The sequence below is a fragment of the Mesorhizobium sp. M1396 genome (assembly GCF_040317725.1).
Taxonomy (GTDB): domain Bacteria; phylum Pseudomonadota; class Alphaproteobacteria; order Rhizobiales; family Rhizobiaceae; genus Mesorhizobium.
Window position 1 is genome coordinate 32,943 of sequence record NZ_JAMYLA010000021.1, and the last position, 17,554, is coordinate 50,496.

14 protein-coding genes are annotated in these 17,554 nt (G+C 63.9%); all 14 read left to right on the forward strand.

Features of this window, described 5'->3' with window-relative positions:
* Window position 1: 1 nt before the first annotated feature.
* The 14 genes from murG to NKH02_RS15940 all read left to right on the forward strand — a co-directional run bounded on the left by murG (window position 2) and on the right by NKH02_RS15940 (window position 17,343).
* A complete protein-coding gene (gene murG, locus NKH02_RS15875; protein WP_352879937.1) occupies window positions 2-1,129 on the forward strand; it encodes an undecaprenyldiphospho-muramoylpentapeptide beta-N-acetylglucosaminyltransferase in 1,128 nt (375 codons plus the stop codon).
* Window positions 1,126-2,532: a UDP-N-acetylmuramate--L-alanine ligase gene (murC, locus tag NKH02_RS15880; protein WP_352865325.1), complete on the forward strand. Its 1,407-nt coding sequence runs from the start codon at window positions 1,126-1,128 to the stop codon at window positions 2,530-2,532. Before murG ends, murC begins: the two co-directional genes overlap by 4 nt.
* Window positions 2,529-3,494 carry a UDP-N-acetylmuramate dehydrogenase gene (gene murB, locus NKH02_RS15885; RefSeq protein WP_352879939.1) on the forward strand — a complete coding sequence of 322 codons (966 nt, stop codon included), beginning with the start codon at window positions 2,529-2,531 and terminating at the stop codon, window positions 3,492-3,494. The genes murC and murB overlap by 4 nt, the downstream gene beginning before the upstream one ends.
* A 302-nt stretch (window positions 3,495-3,796) precedes the next feature.
* Window positions 3,797-4,723: a D-alanine--D-alanine ligase gene (locus NKH02_RS15890; protein WP_352879941.1), complete on the forward strand. Its 927-nt coding sequence runs from the start codon at window positions 3,797-3,799 to the stop codon at window positions 4,721-4,723.
* Window positions 4,711-5,652 carry a cell division protein FtsQ/DivIB gene (locus tag NKH02_RS15895; protein WP_352879942.1) on the forward strand — a complete coding sequence of 314 codons (942 nt, stop codon included), beginning with the start codon at window positions 4,711-4,713 and terminating at the stop codon, window positions 5,650-5,652. Before NKH02_RS15890 ends, NKH02_RS15895 begins: the two co-directional genes overlap by 13 nt.
* Entirely contained in the window at window positions 5,649-6,956 is a 1,308-nt protein-coding gene (gene ftsA, locus NKH02_RS15900) for a cell division protein FtsA (protein ID WP_352865317.1), read from the forward strand. Before NKH02_RS15895 ends, ftsA begins: the two co-directional genes overlap by 4 nt.
* A gap of 66 nt (window positions 6,957-7,022) precedes the next feature.
* Window positions 7,023-8,702 (forward strand): cell division protein FtsZ, encoded by a 1,680-nt coding sequence (gene ftsZ, locus NKH02_RS15905; RefSeq protein WP_352879944.1) that lies wholly within the window; start codon window positions 7,023-7,025, stop codon window positions 8,700-8,702.
* Window positions 8,703-8,983: 281 nt separating this feature from the next.
* Window positions 8,984-9,934 (forward strand): UDP-3-O-acyl-N-acetylglucosamine deacetylase, encoded by a 951-nt coding sequence (lpxC, locus tag NKH02_RS15910; protein ID WP_352865313.1) that lies wholly within the window; start codon window positions 8,984-8,986, stop codon window positions 9,932-9,934.
* A 262-nt stretch (window positions 9,935-10,196) separates the two neighbouring features.
* Entirely contained in the window at window positions 10,197-11,066 is an 870-nt protein-coding gene (locus tag NKH02_RS15915) for an outer membrane protein assembly factor BamD (protein WP_352865311.1), read from the forward strand.
* A 168-nt stretch (window positions 11,067-11,234) separates the two neighbouring features.
* Window positions 11,235-12,908, forward strand: coding sequence for a DNA repair protein RecN (gene recN / locus NKH02_RS15920; RefSeq protein ID WP_352879946.1), 1,674 nt, complete (start codon window positions 11,235-11,237; stop codon window positions 12,906-12,908).
* 168 nt (window positions 12,909-13,076) lie between these two features.
* Complete coding sequence (gene ligA / locus NKH02_RS15925; protein ID WP_352865307.1) at window positions 13,077-15,281, forward strand: NAD-dependent DNA ligase LigA; 2,205 nt, start codon at window positions 13,077-13,079, stop codon at window positions 15,279-15,281.
* The gene (locus NKH02_RS15930; protein ID WP_352879948.1) at window positions 15,278-15,982 is read left to right on the forward strand and encodes a DUF2461 domain-containing protein; all 705 of its coding nucleotides are present in this window, start codon (window positions 15,278-15,280) and stop codon (window positions 15,980-15,982) included. The genes ligA and NKH02_RS15930 overlap by 4 nt, the downstream gene beginning before the upstream one ends.
* A 339-nt stretch (window positions 15,983-16,321) precedes the next feature.
* Window positions 16,322-17,050: an AzlC family ABC transporter permease gene (locus NKH02_RS15935; protein WP_352879950.1), complete on the forward strand. Its 729-nt coding sequence runs from the start codon at window positions 16,322-16,324 to the stop codon at window positions 17,048-17,050.
* A complete protein-coding gene (locus NKH02_RS15940; RefSeq protein WP_352865302.1) occupies window positions 17,047-17,343 on the forward strand; it encodes an AzlD family protein in 297 nt (98 codons plus the stop codon). The genes NKH02_RS15935 and NKH02_RS15940 overlap by 4 nt, the downstream gene beginning before the upstream one ends.
* The last annotated feature ends 211 nt before the right edge of the window (window positions 17,344-17,554 follow it).

The window sequence follows — 17,554 nt, forward strand, 5'->3', positions numbered from 1 at the left end:
TATGGCCAGAGGCGTCATCCTTCTCGCGGCGGGCGGAACCGGTGGGCATCTTTTCCCGGCCGAGGCGCTGGCGCATGAGCTGAACGGGCGCGGCTGGTTGGTGCATCTGGCGACCGACGACCGTGCCGAGCGGTTTGCCGGCCATTTCCCGGCGGCAGCCATCCATCCGATCCAGTCGGCAACGATGGGTTCGAAAAATCCCTTTGCCCTGCTTGGCGCCTTCTGGAAAATCTGGCGCGGCGTGCGTCAGGCTTCCGCCGTCATCGCCAGGATCAAGCCGGATGCCGTCGTTGGCTTCGGCGGCTATCCGACCTTGCCGCCGCTCTACGCGGCGACACGGCGCAAGGTGCCGACGCTGATCCATGAGCAGAATGCGGTGATGGGCCGCGCCAACCGGGCGCTGGCCGGCCGTGTCGATGCGATCGCCGGCGGCTTCCTGCCGCAGGACACCAGTGCCGCCGGCGCCAAGACGGTGACGACGGGCAATCCGGTCAGGCCCGCCGTGCTGGAAGCGGCCAAGACGGCTTATGCGGCGTCGGCCGGGGAACAGCCGTTCCGCCTGCTGGTGTTCGGCGGCAGCCAGGGCGCCCAGTTCTTTTCCGACGCCGTGCCGGGGGCGATCGCGCTGCTTTCCGATGCCCAGCGCAAGCGGCTTGTGATCACGCAGCAGGCGCGCGCGGACGACGTGGCGCGCGTCAAGGCCGCTTATGCCGCCCTTGGCGTCGCTGTCGAGGTCTCACCCTTCTTCACCGACATGGCGGCACGCATGGCGGCCGCGCATCTGGTGATCTCGCGCTCCGGCGCTTCGACCGTCTCCGAGATCGCCGTCATCGGCCGGCCGGCGCTGCTGGTGCCTTACCCGTACGCGCTTGATCACGACCAGGCGGCGAACGCGGCGGCCCTTGCCGCCGCCGGCGGTGGCGAGGTGCACCCGCAATCCTCGCTTTCGCCCGAACGGATCGCAGCGCTCATCGGCGGGCTGATGGACGCCCCCGAGCGGCTGGCGGCGATGGCGGCGGGCGCGAAATCGGCCGGCAGGCCGGACGCGGCACGGTTGCTCGCCGATCTCACAGAGGCTATTGCGTCCAAAAAAGCCGTTTCGGATTTCAGGGAAGGGACGCACGCATGAAGATGCCGGAGACCATCGGCCTTGTGCATTTCATCGGCATTGGCGGCATCGGCATGAGCGGCATTGCCGAAGTGCTGCACAATCTCGGCTACAAGGTGCAAGGCTCCGACCAGGCCGAGAGCGCCAATGTCCAGCGGCTGCGCGACAAGGGCATCGAATGCTTTGTCGGCCACAAGGCCGAAAATCTCGGCGATGCCGAGGTTGTGGTCGTCTCGACGGCGATCAAGAAATCCAATCCGGAACTCAAGGCCGCGCGCGAAAAGCTGCTGCCGATCGTGCGCCGGGCCGAGATGCTGGCCGAACTGATGCGCTTCCGACAGGCGGTGGCCATCGGCGGCACGCATGGCAAGACGACGACGACCTCGATGGTGGCGACCTTGCTCGATGCCGGCGGGCTCGATCCGACCGTCATCAATGGCGGCATCATCAACGCCTATGGCACCAACGCGCGCATGGGCGACGGCGAGTGGATGGTGGTCGAGGCCGACGAGAGCGACGGCACCTTCCTGAAGCTGCCGGCCGAGATCGCGGTCGTCACCAACATCGATCCCGAGCATCTCGATCACTATGGCAGTTTCGACAAGGTGCGCGAGGCGTTCCGCCAGTTCGTCGAGAACGTGCCGTTCTACGGTTTTGGCGTGATGTGCACCGATCATCCCGAGGTGCAGGCGCTGGTCAGCCGCATCGAGGACCGCCGCATCGTCACCTATGGCGAGAACGCGCAAGCCGATGTGCGTTTCACCAACCACCGCATGGCGGGTGCCATTTCGGAATTCGACGTGGTGATCCGTGACCGCAAGACCGGCGGCCAGACGACCATAGCGGGCCTGCGCCTGCCGATGCCCGGCCGTCACAACGTCTCCAACGCGACCGCCGCCATCGCCGTCGCGCATGAGCTTGGCCTGTCGGCCGAGGCGATCAAGAAGGGCTTGTCGTCCTTCGCCGGCGTCAAGCGCCGCTTCACCCATACCGGCTCGTGGAACGGCGTCGATGTGTTCGACGATTACGGCCACCATCCGGTCGAGATCTCGGCGGTGCTGAAGGCGGCGCGCAGCGCCACCAAGGGTCGCGTCATCGCCATTGCGCAGCCGCATCGCTTCACCCGGCTGCATGATCTGTTCAACGAGTTTTCCGCCTGCTTCAACGACGCCGACACGGTGATGGTGGCACCGGTCTACGCGGCCGGCGAGGAGCCTATCGACGGCGTCAGCTCGGACGCGCTGGTATCGCGCATCCGCGCTGGCGGCCATCGTGACGCGCGCTACATCGAGGGGCCGGCGGCAATCGCGCCCATCATCCGCGATCTGGCCAAATCAGGCGATTTCGTCGTCTTCCTTGGCGCCGGCAACATCACCCAATGGGCCTATGCGTTGCCCAAGGAGCTTGGCGGGACGGTCTCATGATGCACGGCCAGGCCCTGATCGACAAACTTGGCGACCGGCTTGCCGACCTGCGCGGCCGTATGACGCCGAATGCCGAGATGGACAAGATCACCTGGTTCCGTGCCGGTGGCCTGGCGGAAGCGTTGTTCCAGCCGGCCGATGAGGAGGACCTCGCCGCGTTCCTCAAAGCCGTTCCGGAGGAAATACCGCTGACCATCGTCGGCGTCGGTTCGAACCTTCTGGTCCGCGACGGCGGTATTCCGGGCTTTGTCGTCAGGCTTTCAGCCAAGGGGTTTGGTGAAGCGGAAGTCATTTCGCCGATCAGGATCAAGGCCGGCGCGGCCACGCCTGACAAGCGCGTCGCCGCGGTGGCGCTCGAGGCAGGCATTGGCGGCTTTCATTTCTACCATGGCATTCCGGGCGCCATCGGCGGCGCGCTGCGGATGAATGCCGGTGCCAATGGCGTCGAGACGCGCGAGCGCGTCGTCGAGGTACGCGCGCTCGACCGCAAGGGCAATGTGCAGACGCTGAGCAATGCCGATATGGGTTATGCCTACCGTCATTCGGCGGCACCTGCCGGGCTGATCTTCACCTCGGCCGTGTTCGAAGGCTTTGCCGAGGACAAGGCGGCGATCAAGGCGGCGATGGATGCCGTGCAGAACCACCGCGAGACCGTGCAGCCGATCCGCGAGAAGACCGGCGGCTCGACCTTCAAGAATCCGGAAGGCACATCGGCCTGGAAGGAGATCGACAAGGCTGGCTGCCGCGGCCTGATGATCGGTGGCGCGCAGATGTCGCCGATGCATTGCAACTTCATGATCAACACGGGAACCGCGACCGGCTACGACCTTGAATATCTCGGCGAGACGGTGCGCACGCGGGTGCTGGAGAATTCCGGTATCCGGCTGCATTGGGAAATCCAGCGCATCGGCAATTTCCGGCCGGGACATGCCGTCCAGGAGTTTCTCGGGCAGCTTCTCTAGCCCGCCTTGAAGTTCATGTGATGCATGAACTTCAAAAGGTTCGAAACGGCTCGCGGCCGTTGCCGCAAAGACTCAACGACACGCTTTTCGCATCCATTTTCTCAGAAAGTGAATCTCTCGGAATCGTAAGCACTTGCCAGTGAATCAACTCTCTGATTCTCTGCTCGAAAGCGTTTCCTGATTTGAGTCGTTCGACGCGTTACCCGCGTTTTTCCGTCTGGGGGGCAACCTGCCGGGAGACTCGGACTCAATGTTGCGGAAAATCTTGGTTTTTGGTCCGCCGTGAGAGGGGATACCGGGGAATGAAAAGCAAGCATGTGGCTGTCCTGCTGGGTGGTTTTTCGTCCGAGCGGCCCGTGTCTTTGTCTTCGGGGAAGGCTTGCGCCGATGCGCTCGATCAGGAGGGCTACCAGGTCACCCGCGTCGATGTCGGGCGCGATGTCGGCTCCGTGCTTGCCGAACTCAAGCCCGATGTCGTCTTCAACGCGCTGCATGGCCCTTTTGGCGAGGACGGTACCGTCCAGGGCATCCTCGAGTATCTCGGCATTCCCTACACCCATTCCGGCGTGCTCGCCTCGGCTTTGGCCATGAACAAGGAGCAGGCCAAGCGGGTTGCCAAATCGGTCGGTGTTCCGGTCGCCGAATCGAAGGTTGCCAGCCGCTTCGCCATTCAGAACAAGCACCCGATGAAGCCGCCCTATGTGGTCAAGCCGGTCAATGAGGGTTCGAGCTTCGGCGTCGTCATCGTGCATGAAGGCCAGTCGCATCCGCCGCAGGTGATCGGCTCGTCCGAATGGAAATATGGCGATACCGTCATGGTCGAGCGCTACATCCACGGCAGGGAGCTGACCTGCGCGGTGATGGGCGATGTGGCGCTGGGGGTCTGCGAGATCATCCCGACCGGCCATTCCTTCTACGACTATGATTCAAAATATGTCGCTGGGGGATCAAAGCACGAATGCCCCGCAAAAGTTTCACCGAATATTTACCAAAAAATACAAACACTGGCGCTCAAGGCTCACCAAGCGATCGGCTGTCGGGGCGTTTCCCGATCGGACTTCCGTTATGACGATCGGCATTCCGAAAACGGCGAGATTGTCTGGCTCGAGGTCAACACCCAGCCGGGTATGACGCCGACGTCCTTGGTGCCTGAAATCGCCGCCCAGGCTGGGCACTCGTTTGGCGATTTGTTGAGTTGGATGGTGGAGGACGCTTCGTGTCTGCGTTGAAATGGGGACAAGGTAAGGAGAGGGGCGCGGCCGAGCCGACGCTGTTCGGCCTGCCGTTGTCATCAGGCCATTTCGTGCTGCCGCGCGTGCTTCGCCGCCCTGTGCGCATTCTGGCGCGCCTCGGTGTCGGGGAGTTCCAGGCGCCGCGCTTTTCCGCTGCCATGATGTCGGCCGTGCTGATCGCCTCGAGCGGAGCCTATGGCGCCTATCTCGGCGGCCATATCGACGGCATCGTCCAGAGCATCACTGCCCGTACCGGCTTTGCCGTCGATCAGGTCAAGGTGGTCGGCAATCGCCAGACCTCGGAGATCGATATCCTCGACAGGCTCGAACTCGACGGCTGGACATCCCTGATCGGCTTCGACGCCGAGGCCGCGCGGGAGCGCATTGACACCCTGCCGTGGATCGAGGTCGCGGCGGTGCGCAAGGTTTATCCGCACACGCTGGAAGTGCGTGTCGAGGAGCGCGCCGCCTTCGCGCTCTGGCAGCAGGGCGACGAGCTATCTGTCATCGAGAAGGATGGCGCCGTGATCGCGCCGTTCTCGGGCGGCAAGCAGGTGCTGCTGCCGCTGCTGATCGGCACTGGCGCGCCTGCGAGCGCGCCCGACTTCCTGGCCAAGATCGAAAAATATCCCGAGCTCGCGAGTCGGATCAAAGGCTACATCCGTGTCGGTGAGCGGCGCTGGGACCTGAAGCTGGACAATGGCATCACCGTCAAGCTTCCCGAGGACGGCGAGGATCAGGCGCTCGCCGAACTCGTCAAGATGGACCATGACATGGGCCTGTTGTCGCGCGATATCGCCGCCGTCGACATGCGCCTGACCGACCGGCTGGTCGTGCAGTTGACGCCTGAGGCGGCGACGCAGCGCGAAGCCGCACTCAACGAAAAACCCAAGAGCCTGAAGCGCAAGCCGGAGACGAAGATATGAGCTGGCTTGGCGGTCATGGCGATGCCTCGTCACGCCGGTCCGGCACCCTGACGGTGCTGGATGTCGGTTCGAGCAAGGTCTGCTGCATGGTAGCCAAGCTGAAGCCGAGCGATGACGGCAAGCTGCTGCGTGGCCGCTCGCACCGGATCCAGGTGATCGGCATCGGCCATCAGAAATCACAAGGCGTGAAGTCGGGCGTTGTCGTCGATCTCGACCGCGCCGAGCATGCCATCCGCCTTTCCGTCGACGCGGCCGAGCGCATGGCCGGGCTGACCGTCGATTCGCTGATCGTCAACATGACAGCCGGCCGGCTGAAGAGCGAAGCCTTCTCGGCAACCATCAACCTTGGCGGCCACGAGGCCGACGAGGCCGACATCAAGCGCGTTCTCGGCGCCGGCGCCAAGCAGGCGCTGAAGGCCGAGCGCGAGGTGATCCATTCGCTTCCGGTCGGCTTCTCGCTGGATGCCGAACGCGGCGTGCGCGATCCGCGCGGCATGGTCGGCGACGCACTCGGCGTCGACATGCATGTGCTGACCGGCGACGCCGCTCCGATGCGCAACCTGGAGCTTTCCATCAACCGTTCGCATCTGTCGGTCGAGCGCATGGTGGCGACGCCCTATGCCAGCGGGCTGGCGGCCCTGGTCGACGACGAACTGGAAATGGGCGCGGCCTGCATCGACATGGGCGGCGGCACGACGACGATCTCGGTGTTTTCGGAAGGCAAGTTCGTCCATGGCGATGCCATCGCCATCGGCGGCAATCACGTCACGCTTGACATGGCCAAGGGGCTTTCGACCTCGCTCGATGCCGCCGAGCGGCTGAAGGTGATGCATGGCTCGGCGCTGCCGGGCAGTGCCGACGACCGCGACCTGATCTCGATCCAGCCGATCGGCGACGATGGCGACGTGCCTTTGCAGATCCCGCGCTCGGTGATGACGCGCATCGTGCGCGCCCGTATCGACGAGACGCTGGAACTGCTTCGCGACCGGCTGAACAAGTCCGGCTACGGCAATGCGGTGGGCAAGCGCGTGGTGCTCACCGGTGGCGCCAGCCAGCTTGCCGGCCTGCCGGAGGCGGCGCGCCGCATTCTGGGACGCAATGTGCGCATCGGCCGTCCGCTCGGCGTGGCCGGCCTGCCGGAAGCGGCGAAGGGGCCGGCCTTCTCGGCCGCGGTGGGGCTTCTGATCTATCCGCAGATGGCGAGCTTCGAGAGCCATCCGGCGAAAGGAATTTCCGGTCTCAGAATGACCGGAACGGGCGGAAAACTGCATCGCATGAGTCAGTGGTTGAGAGACAGTTTCTAATTGACGGGGACAGCCCCATAGGCGGCCGCGGCGGCGAAGCGGCGTGAAAGGCAAAGGACGGAGACAATGACCATCAATCTGCAAAAGCCGGACATCACCGAGCTAAAGCCACGCATCACCGTGTTCGGTGTCGGCGGCGGCGGCGGCAATGCCGTCAACAACATGATCACCGCCGGTTTGCGCGGTGTCGAGTTCGTGGTGGCCAACACCGACGCGCAGGCGCTGACCATGTCGAAGGCAGGCCGCCTGATCCAGCTTGGGGCGCATGTCACCGAAGGCCTCGGCGCCGGCTCGCAGCCGGAAGTCGGCCGTGCGGCGGCGGAAGAGTGCATCGATGAGATCCTCGATCACTTGACCAACACCCATATGTGCTTCGTCACCGCCGGCATGGGCGGCGGCACCGGTACGGGTGCTGCTCCGGTCGTTGCCCGCGCCGCGCGCGAAAAGGGCATCCTCACCGTCGGCGTCGTCACCAAGCCGTTCCATTTCGAAGGTCAGCGCCGCATGAAGACCGCGGACTTCGGCATCGAGGAACTGCAGAAATGCGTCGATACGCTGATCGTCATCCCCAACCAGAACCTGTTCCGGCTGGCCAATGACAAGACCACCTTCGCCGACGCCTTCGCCATGGCCGACCAGGTGCTCTATTCCGGTGTTGCCTGCATCACCGACCTGATGGTCAAGGAAGGCCTGATCAATCTCGACTTCGCCGACGTCCGTTCCGTCATGCGCGAGATGGGCAAGGCGATGATGGGCACCGGCGAAGCTTCGGGCGAGGGCCGCGCGATGGCCGCCGCTGAGGCGGCGATTGCCAACCCGCTGCTCGACGAGACCTCTATGAAGGGCGCCAAGGGCCTGCTGATCTCGATCACCGGCGGCCGCGACCTGACGCTGTTCGAGGTCGACGAAGCGGCAACCCGTATCCGCGAGGAGGTCGATCAGGACGCCAACATCATCCTGGGCGCCACCTTCGACGAGGAACTCGAAGGCGTCATCCGCGTCTCGGTGGTTGCCACCGGTATCGACAAGTCGGCGGCGGAAATCGCCGCCGCGCCGATCTCGATCCGCACGGCGCCTCCGAAGCCAGCCAGCCGCCCGGCCGTTGCCGCGGTGGAAAACCGCCCGGCGCCGGTCCAGCAGACCGCCTACGAACCGCGTGCCATCGACCCGGTCGCCGAAGCCATCCAACTGGCTGAAGCCAATGCCGCGGCCATGGCACAGGCGCGCCCGGCTCCGGTTGCTCACGCTGAAGACTTCCGCCCGCAGAGCAAGATCTTCCAGGCGCCGCTAGCACAGCCGATGGCGCAGCCCGTGGTCCAGCAGATGCAGCCGGCTCCGCAGCCGCGCGAGATGCTGCGCGAAGCCCCGCAGCCGGTTGCCATGGCGCCGCAGCGTATGCCGCGCGTCGAGGACTTTCCGCCCGTCGTCAAGGCCGAGGTGGATGCCAAGAGCCGCCCGGCCGACCACGAGAACAACAGCGGACCGATGGGCCTGCTGAAGCGCCTGACCAACGGATTGACCCGCCGCGAAGAAGAGCCTGCGCGGCTGCAGCCGGCGCAGCCGCGCGAACCCAAGCTGCGCCAGGCCGCGCCCGAAGTGCGCCGTCTTGCCAGCCAGGACGCGCAGCTCTACGCACCGCGCCGTGGCCAGCTCGACGACCACGGCCGTCTTACACCGCAGGTGAGGGCGACTCAGGAAGACGATCAGCTGGAGATTCCGGCGTTCCTGCGCCGCCAGGCCAACTGACTGGTAAACGGACTGTAACGATTGTTAACAGGCAAGCGAGGAATCGCTTGCCTGTTAACGTTTTAAGTTATGTGATTTCAATCACTTACAAAGTCATGCCTGCTTCAGTTCGCGGTTACACGGAGTAAGAAACCGTGATTTGGAGTCTCCCTGACGGGACATTATCTTCGCTGCCTACCATCGTCGGTTTGCCGGGATTTCGGGGGAAGTGACCCTGCCTGCCGATTCACACAAGAGCCGCGCCCTCGGGCTGGAGAAGCGGACCTAGGCATTACGGGCTTATGGGGATTGTCTTGCACGACTATCAGACGACATTGAAGACGCGCGCGTCGCTTACCGGCACCGGCGTCCACAGCGGCAAGGAAGTGTCCATCAGCTTCGTGCCGGCGGATGCCGACACCGGCGTCGTTTTCCAGCTTTTCGACGGTGCAGAGCAGGGTCGCGAGTTCCGCGCCCTGGTCTCGGAAGTCGGCGCTACCGACCTGTGCACGATGCTTGGTGATCCCGCTGGCGAGCACATCGCCACGGTCGAGCACATCATGGCGGCGCTGTTCGGGGTCGGCATCGACAATGTCGCCATCGAGATCGATGGTTCCGAGGTTCCGATCTTCGACGGCAGCGCCATGGCCTTTGTCGAAGCGATCGACCAGGCCGGCATCGAGACGCTGTCGGTCAAGCGCCGCTATATCAGGGTCATCAAGCCGGTCCGCATCGAGAACGGCGCCTCCTGGGCGGAATTCAGACCCTATGACGGCACTCGTTTCGAGATCGAGATCGACTTCGAAAGCCCGGCTATCGGCCGTCAGCTGTTTGCGTCCGACCTCAATGCCGATATCTTCCGCCGCGACATCGCGCGCGCCCGCACCTTCGGCTTCATGAAGGATGTCGAGCGGCTGTGGGCCGCCGGCTACGCGCTCGGCTCCTCGCTGGAGAATTCGCTGGTGATCGGTGACGACAACCGCGTCATCAACATGGGCGGCCTGCGCTATCCCAACGAATTCGTGCGCCACAAGACGCTGGACGCCATGGGCGACCTGGCACTGGCCGGCGCCCGCTTCATCGGCTGCTTCCGTTCCTATCGCGGCGGTCACAGAATGAATGCCGCGGCTCTGCGCCGGCTGCTGTCCGACCGCACCGCGTTCGAAATCGTCGAGACGACACGCCGCGAGCGCGGCCGCAGCGCCGAGATGAACGCCGTCAACGCACCGCTCTACGCGCCCTGGATGATCTGATTTTTTTCATTTCTAGGGTTCCATGGCGAGCGGCCGGTGTTGCACGAATGCACCACCTGTCGGTGAAATTGCACCGATATTCAAGCTGTGTCCGGCCGCCATAAAAATGCGCGATTGGCCGGAGATAGCGTTGCCGGGCAAGGCGGTAATGGTTTATGGCTGCTGCCGTCGATTAGTGCATGGCGCTCAAAAGTGGGGACCAGTTTTGAGACAACGGCGTGCAGCGGACATTAAAATAACGCCGAAAGGGCGGAATCCAATCATGTTCTTCAAGCGAGTCGGTCAATTGAAAGCGCCGCGGAGGGCTGTTTTCCTGGCGCTTTCGGTGGTTGTTCCATCGCTCTTCCTGTCGGCCTGCATGTCGTCGGAGAAAGATATCGACCTGTCGACCTATGTCGACCAGACCGAGCCGGCCGATGTTCTCTACAATCAGGGCCTTGCCAATCTCAACGCCGGACGCCTGCAAGAGGCTAGCCGCAAGTTCGACGCTGTCGACCGCCAGCATCCCTATTCGGAGTGGGCCCGCAAATCGATGGTGATGGGCGCTTTCGCCGATTACCGCCAGGGCAATTACGACGAGGCGATCGGCTCGGCCAAGCGCTATCTCACGCTCTATCCGTCGACCGATGACGCCGCTTACGCGCAGTACATCATCGGCTTGAGCTATTACCGCCAGATCAAGGACGTGACGCAGGACCAGAAAGAAGCGCGTCAGACCGTTCAGACGATGCAGGATCTGGTGACGCGCTGGCCGACATCGGAATATGTCGACGACGCCAAGGAAAAGATCCGCTTCGCCAACGATCAGCTGGCCGGCAAGGAAATGCAGATCGGCCGCTACTATCTCGAGCGCCGCGAATACATCGCCGCCGTCAAGCGCTTCCGCACCGTGGTGGAGACCTATTCCAACACGCGCCATGTCGAGGAGGCGCTTGCCCGCCTGACCGAAAGCTATTACGCGATGGGCCTGACCTCCGAGGCGCAGACCGCCGCCGCAGTGCTCGGCACCAATTATCCTGACAGCCAGTGGTACAAGGATTCCTACAAGCTCCTGCAGAGCAATGGGCTTGCACCGCGCGAAAATGCCGGGTCGTGGATATCCAAGGCCGGGAAGATGATCACCGGCGCCTGACCCCAAGCAAGCTCGCGGGCTTCGCCAACGCGCCGTCTGCTTGGTTTTTCTTTGTTTGTCGGACCGAAGCGCACGAAGCGCTTTTTCGGATTGATCCGATGCTCAAACAAAAAGATAGTGCGGCGCTGCGGCTGCAATGGTCGCGTGCCGTTCTAGATTCGGGTTCTGATGCTTTCCAGACTGTCGATCCGCGATATCGTCCTGATCGAGAAGCTGGATATCGACTTCCAGCCGGGTCTTTCGGTGCTGACCGGCGAAACCGGCGCCGGCAAATCCATCCTGCTCGATGCCTTGTCGCTGGCGCTCGGCGCGCGCGGCGACGCATCGCTGGTGCGCCATGGGGCGGCGCAAGGCCAGGTCATCGCGGTCTTCGACGTGCCGCGCAACCATCCGGCCCGCACGCTGCTTGCCGACAACGCCATCGAGGATGACGGCGACATCATCCTGCGCCGCTTGCAGACGGCGGATGGCCGCACCCGCGTTTTCGTCAACGATCAGCCTTCGAGCGTGACCTTGATGCGTGATGTCGGCCGTGCACTGGTCGAGATCCATGGCCAGCACGATGAACGCGCTTTGGTCGATCCCGGCGCGCACCGCGAGGTGCTCGACGCTTTCGGCGGCCATCTCGGCGCCGTCCGCTCGACGGCCGAGGCATGGCGGCACTGGCGCGCCTGCGAGCAGGAGCTGTCGCGACACCGCGCCAAGGTGGCGGCGGCCGCGCGCGAGGCCGACTATTTGCGGGCTGCGGTGGCGGAACTGACGAAGCTCGATCCGCAGCCGGGTGAGGAGACGGACCTTGCCGAATTGCGCGCGTCGATGATGCGGGTGGAGAAGATCGCCTCGGAAATCCATGATGCGCAGGATGTGCTGTCCGGTCCGTCCTCGCCTTTGCCGCAACTGGCGAGCCTGCTGAGGCGGTTGCAGCGCAAGGTGACGGAGGCGCCGGGCTTGCTCGATGAAGTGGTCAAGTCACTGGACGAAGCGATGCTGTCGCTCGACGCGGCGCAATCGGGCGTCGAGGCAGCGCTGCGCGCCACCGAATATGATCCGCAGCGGCTGGAGAAGGCGGAGGAGCGGCTGTTTTCGCTGCGCGCCGCCTCGCGCAAGCATAGCGTCGCCGTCGACGACCTGGCGCAGTTGCGCGACACGATGGTTGCCGATCTTGCCGATCTCGACGCCGGCGAGGAGCGCCTGCACGGGTTGGAAAAGCAGGCCGGAGCGGCGCGCGAGACATACGACATCGCCGCCGCGCAGCTGTCCTCGCTTCGTCATGCGGCGGCGGTCGGCTTGACCAAGGCGGTTATGGCGGAATTGCCGGCGCTGAAGCTCGAACGCGCCGCCTTTATCGTGGAAATGAAGAGCGAGGCCGAGAGCCGCATGGAAGAGGGCATCGACCAGATCGAGTTCTGGGTGCGCACCAATCCAGGCACGCGGCCGGGCCCGATGATGAAGGTCGCGTCCGGCGGCGAGCTGTCGCGCTTCCTGCTGGCGCTGAAGGTGGCGCTGGCCGATCGTGGCTCGGCGCCGACGCTGGTCTTCGATGAAATCGACACCGGCGTGGGCGGCGCCGTGGCGGATGCCATCGGCCAGCGGCTGGCGCGATTGTCGAAGCGCGTCCAGGTGCTGTCGGTGACGCACGCGCCACAGGTGGCAGCGCGCGCGGCGACGCATTTCCTGATCTCCAAATCCGGTACCACAGACCGTGTCGCCACCGGCATTGCCGAGATGGACCGGCCGGCGCGGCAGGAGGAGATCGCGCGCATGCTGGCCGGCGCCACCATCACCGACGAGGCCCGCGCCGCCGCCGAGCGGCTGCTGCGTGAGAACACCGGCGCTTCCTGACGGCGCTACTTCTCGATCGGGCTGCTTCTGGTCGGTGAAATTCGGCGTCCGAACAGAGTCAGCATATGGCTCCATCCCGCTGTTTCAGCGTGGTTTTGTCAGAATTCAGCTCCCTTCCATCCGAATCCTGATCTATTGTCCCGGGCCAACAGCAGCCAGGTGCAAATCATGTCCGAAAAACCAGTCGATGCCCTGACCGAAATCGAGGCCGAAGCCGAGCTGAAGCGCCTGGCGGAACAGATCGCCGAGCACGACCGGCGCTACCATACCGAAGACGCGCCTGTTATCACCGACGCCGAGTATGATGCGCTGGCGCGGCGCAATCTCGCCATCGAGGAGCGCTTTCCGGCGCTGGTGCGCGAGGATTCGCCGTCGCGCAGGGTCGGTGCGGCACCCGCGGAAGGCTTTACCAAGGTGCGCCATGCGGTGCCGATGCTCAGTCTTGCCAAGGCCTATACCGACCAGGATGTCATCGATTTCATCGAGCGCGGCCGGCGGTTCTTCGACCGCGACAAGGATCTCGATATCGCCTTCACGGCCGAGCCGAAGATCGACGGGCTGTCGGCTTCGCTGCGCTACGAGAAGGGCGTGTTCGTGCAGGGTGCGACGCGCGGCGACGGTGCCGTCGGCGAGGATATCACCGCCAATTTGAGGACCATCGCCGACATTCCTTCGAAGCTGAGAGGCTCGGGCTGGCCCGAAATCATCGAGATCCGCGGCGAGGTCTACATGACCTATGCGGAATTCGAAGCGCTGAAGCAACGCTCGGCGGCGGTCGGCGGCCAGGACTACGTCAATCCCCGCAACACGGCGGCCGGGTCGCTGCGCCAGAAGGATCCGTCCGTTACCGCCAGCCGCAACCTCAAATTCTTCGCCTATGCCTGGGGCTACACGACAGCGGATCCGGCCCCGACCCAGTATGATTCGGTGCAGAAGTTCGCGGAGTGGGGATTCAAGGTCAGTCCTCTGATGGTACGGGCGAAATCGGCCGATGACCTGATCGCGCATTATCACCGGATCGAGGAGCAGCGCTCGGCGCTGGGCTACGACATCGACGGCGTCGTCTACAAGGTCGACCAGCTGGAGCTGCAGCGCAGATGGGGGTTCGTCACCGGCGAGCCGCGCTGGGCCGTCGCGCACAAGTTTCCGGCCGAACAGGCGATGACGACGGTGCTCAAGATCGATATCCAGGTCGGCCGCACGGGCACGCTGGCGCCGGTTGCGCGGCTGGCTCCGGTCACGGTCGGCGGTGTCGTGGTCGAGAACGTGACGCTGCACAATGAGGACTACATCAAGGGCCTGGACAGCACCGGCCAGCCGATCCGCGACGGCATCGACGTGCGCATCGGCGACACGGTCGTGATCCAGCGGGCAGGCGATGTCATTCCGCAGATCGTCAGCGTCGTCATCGACAAGCGGCCGCCCGATGCCGTGCCATACGAGTTCCCGCACACCTGTCCGATCTGCGGCTCGCCGGCGACGCGCGAGATCAACGAGAAGACCGGCAAGGAAGATTCCCGCCGCCGCTGTACCGGCGAACTGATCTGCCCTGCCCAGGCGGTGGAAGGATTGCGCCACTTCGTGTCACGCGGCGCCTTGGACATCGAAGGCCTGGGGGCGGAGAACATAGACACCTTCTTCAATGCGGGATTGATCAAGACCGCCGCCGATATCTTCACGCTCAGGGATCGCCGTCCGGCCGTCACCAGGGCACTGGCCGAGCGCCGCGAGGAGCAGGCCAGGCAGCGCGAGGCCGCATCGGGCAAGACGCGTAGGAATGTGCGCAGCGTCGAGGATCGCAATTACGAAGGGCTCGACAAGCTGTTCGCGGCCATCGATTCGCGCCGCGAGCCGGAGCTCGACCGTTTCATCTTCGCGCTCGGCATCCGCCATATCGGCGAAACGACGGCCGCGGTGCTTGCCCGGACGTTCTCGACCATCGAGGAGCTGATCCGCGTCGGCAAGGAGACAGCGGCCGCTGCCGATCCGCACTCGGTTTTCCCATCGGTCAACGGCATCGGCGACACGGTGATCGATGCGCTGCGCGATTTCTTCGGCAATCAACGCAATGACGACGTGCTCGACGCGCTGCTCAAGCAGGTCAAGCCGAAGCCCTATATCGTCAACGTCTCTGCCGACAGCGAGGTCGCCGGCAAGACGATCGTGTTCACAGGCTCGCTGGAGAAGATGACACGCTCCGAAGCCAAGGCGATGGCGGAGCGCCTCGGCGCCAAGGTCGCAGGCTCGGTTTCGGCGAAGACCGATCTTGTCGTGGCCGGGCCGGGTGCCGGCTCCAAGCTGAAGCTCGCCAGCGAACACGGCATCGAGGTGATCGACGAGGACGCCTGGCTGGCGCGGATCGGCAAGGCATGACTGGATCGTTCACCGGCTTCGGCCCCAAAGCCATTCCGTTCCTTAAGGCGCTGGATTTCCACCAGAGCCGCGAGTGGTTCCTGGAGAATCGCGACCTCTTCGAAAAGGATTTGCGCGATCCCTTCGGCGATCTTGTCGAGACGCTGACCGAGCGCTTCGCGAAGGCCGGCATCGGCCTGCGCGGCGACCGCAAGAAGTCGCTGTTCCGGATCAATCGCGACGTCCGCTTCGCCAAGGACAAGCGGCCCTACAACCGGCATCTGTCGGCCATCCTGTCGCCCGACGGCACCAAGATGGAGCAGGGGGTGTTCTACGTGCATATCGGGCTCGAGCGCTGCTTCGCCGACATTGCCTGGTGGCAGCCGGAGCCGGCGCTGTTGCTGGCGATGCGCAATGCCATCGCGACCTGGCCGGACAGGTTTCGTGCCCTGGTGATGGCGTTGAAGAAGAACCGTCTTGAACTGCAGACGGAAGGCCGCATGAAGCGCACGCCACGCGGCTTCGAGCATATCAGCGATGCAGATCTGGTCGCCGCCATCCGCAACCGGCATTTTGTCGTCCAGCATGTCATCGATCCGGCGGGAATCCATACGGCTGATCTGGTCGACGAACTCGTCGATTTCACCTTGCGCGCCAAGCCGCTGCTCGATTGGGGCAGGGCGATCGAGGGCAAGGTTTCGGAGCATTCGGCCATCCCGTAGCCGTTTCGGATTTCAAGTCGAGGCGCCGGCCGATGCACGGCCTGGTTGCGTTATGAGGGCAGTTATGCTATCCATATAACCATGGTGCTGATTTGCGCCAACGACCCGCCGCAGAGGCGGGTTTTGCGTTTCGGGCCCTGGCGTCATCCTGCGCAGCCGATGAAGTACAGGCATGTGCGCCTCCAGGGAGCCAACTGAATCAGGGGATCCCGAAGGGCGCGTATCGCGGCCTTGCTCGATCCAGGACATATCAGTTTCGCTGATTTGTTGGCTCAAGCGAATTCGTCTGACTTTTCAACCGCGCACCCCTAAATACCGGCGCGACGTTAGGAATGTGACATGTCGGCTGAGACTTTGACCGCGAATTCCGTGAGCAGCGATTTCTGGCAAGGCGTGCGGCTCTCGATGCCTGTCGTTGTGGCGTCGGCGCCGTTCGCGGTGCTGTTCGGCGCACTCGCCGTCGACAACGGCTTCTCGGTCCTGGAAGCCTTCCTGATGAGCGCGCTGGTCTATGGCGGCGCCAGCCAGATGGTCGGCATCCAGCTGTTCGGCCAGCATGTGGCGCCGTGGCTGGTCGTGCTGTCGATCTTCGCCGTCAATTTTCGTCATGTGCTCTATTCCGCCGGCATTGGCCGGCGCATCGCGCACTGGCCTGTCATCAGCCAAGCGCTCGGCTATTTCATCCTCACCGACCCGCAATTCGCGGTGGCCGAGGCGCGGGCGCAATCCGGGCAGACGGTCGGCTTTGCTTGGTATCTGGGGCTCGGCCTGCCGGTCTATCTGTTCTGGATCGTCGAAAGCGCGCTCGGCGCGGTGTTCGGCAAGCTTATCCCCGACACGCATGCGCTGGGCATCGATTTCCTGCTGCCGATCTATTTTCTTGGTCTTGTGCTGGGCTTCCGCAAGCGGCCGCTGTGGCTGCCGGTGGTCATTGCCAGCGGTGCCGCCTCGATCATCGCCTACAAGACGGTGGGCTCGCCCTGGCATGTCTCGATCGGCGCGATTGCCGGTGTGCTGCTGGCTGTTATCCTGCCACCCCACCACAGCGGCGTGAAGGCACGGCCATGAGCACGACATTCTGGATCATCATCGCCGGTGCGATCGCCACCTATCTCACCCGGGTCGGCGGGCATCTGGTCATCTCCCGTTTCGACACCATCCATCCGCGCGTCGAGGCAGGGCTCAATGCCGTGCCGGCGGCGGTGCTGACGACACTGGTGGCGCCCGAGCTGCTGAACGCGGGACCGGCGGAATGGGCGGCATTGGTCGTCACATCAGTCGTGTCACTGCGCGGAGGGCTGATGGCGATGTTCTTGGCCGGGGCGGCGGCGTTGATCGTTGCCAGGCAGTTCGCCGGCTGACTTTTTGTCCCAGTCAGTCCATGTATGCTCACGGACCCAGCGCCGACACGCGTAATGATCGAGGCAATAATTCCTGTCAGGCGCTTCTTGAAAATCGAAGCGATCCACACCGCGCTCAGCCGAATTGCCTCCGATCTCTCCTGATGGGCGCGACGCACAACGTCGGTGTAAAGGGCGTTGCGCTGCATCGGAGTCAATGCGCCAAGATCGA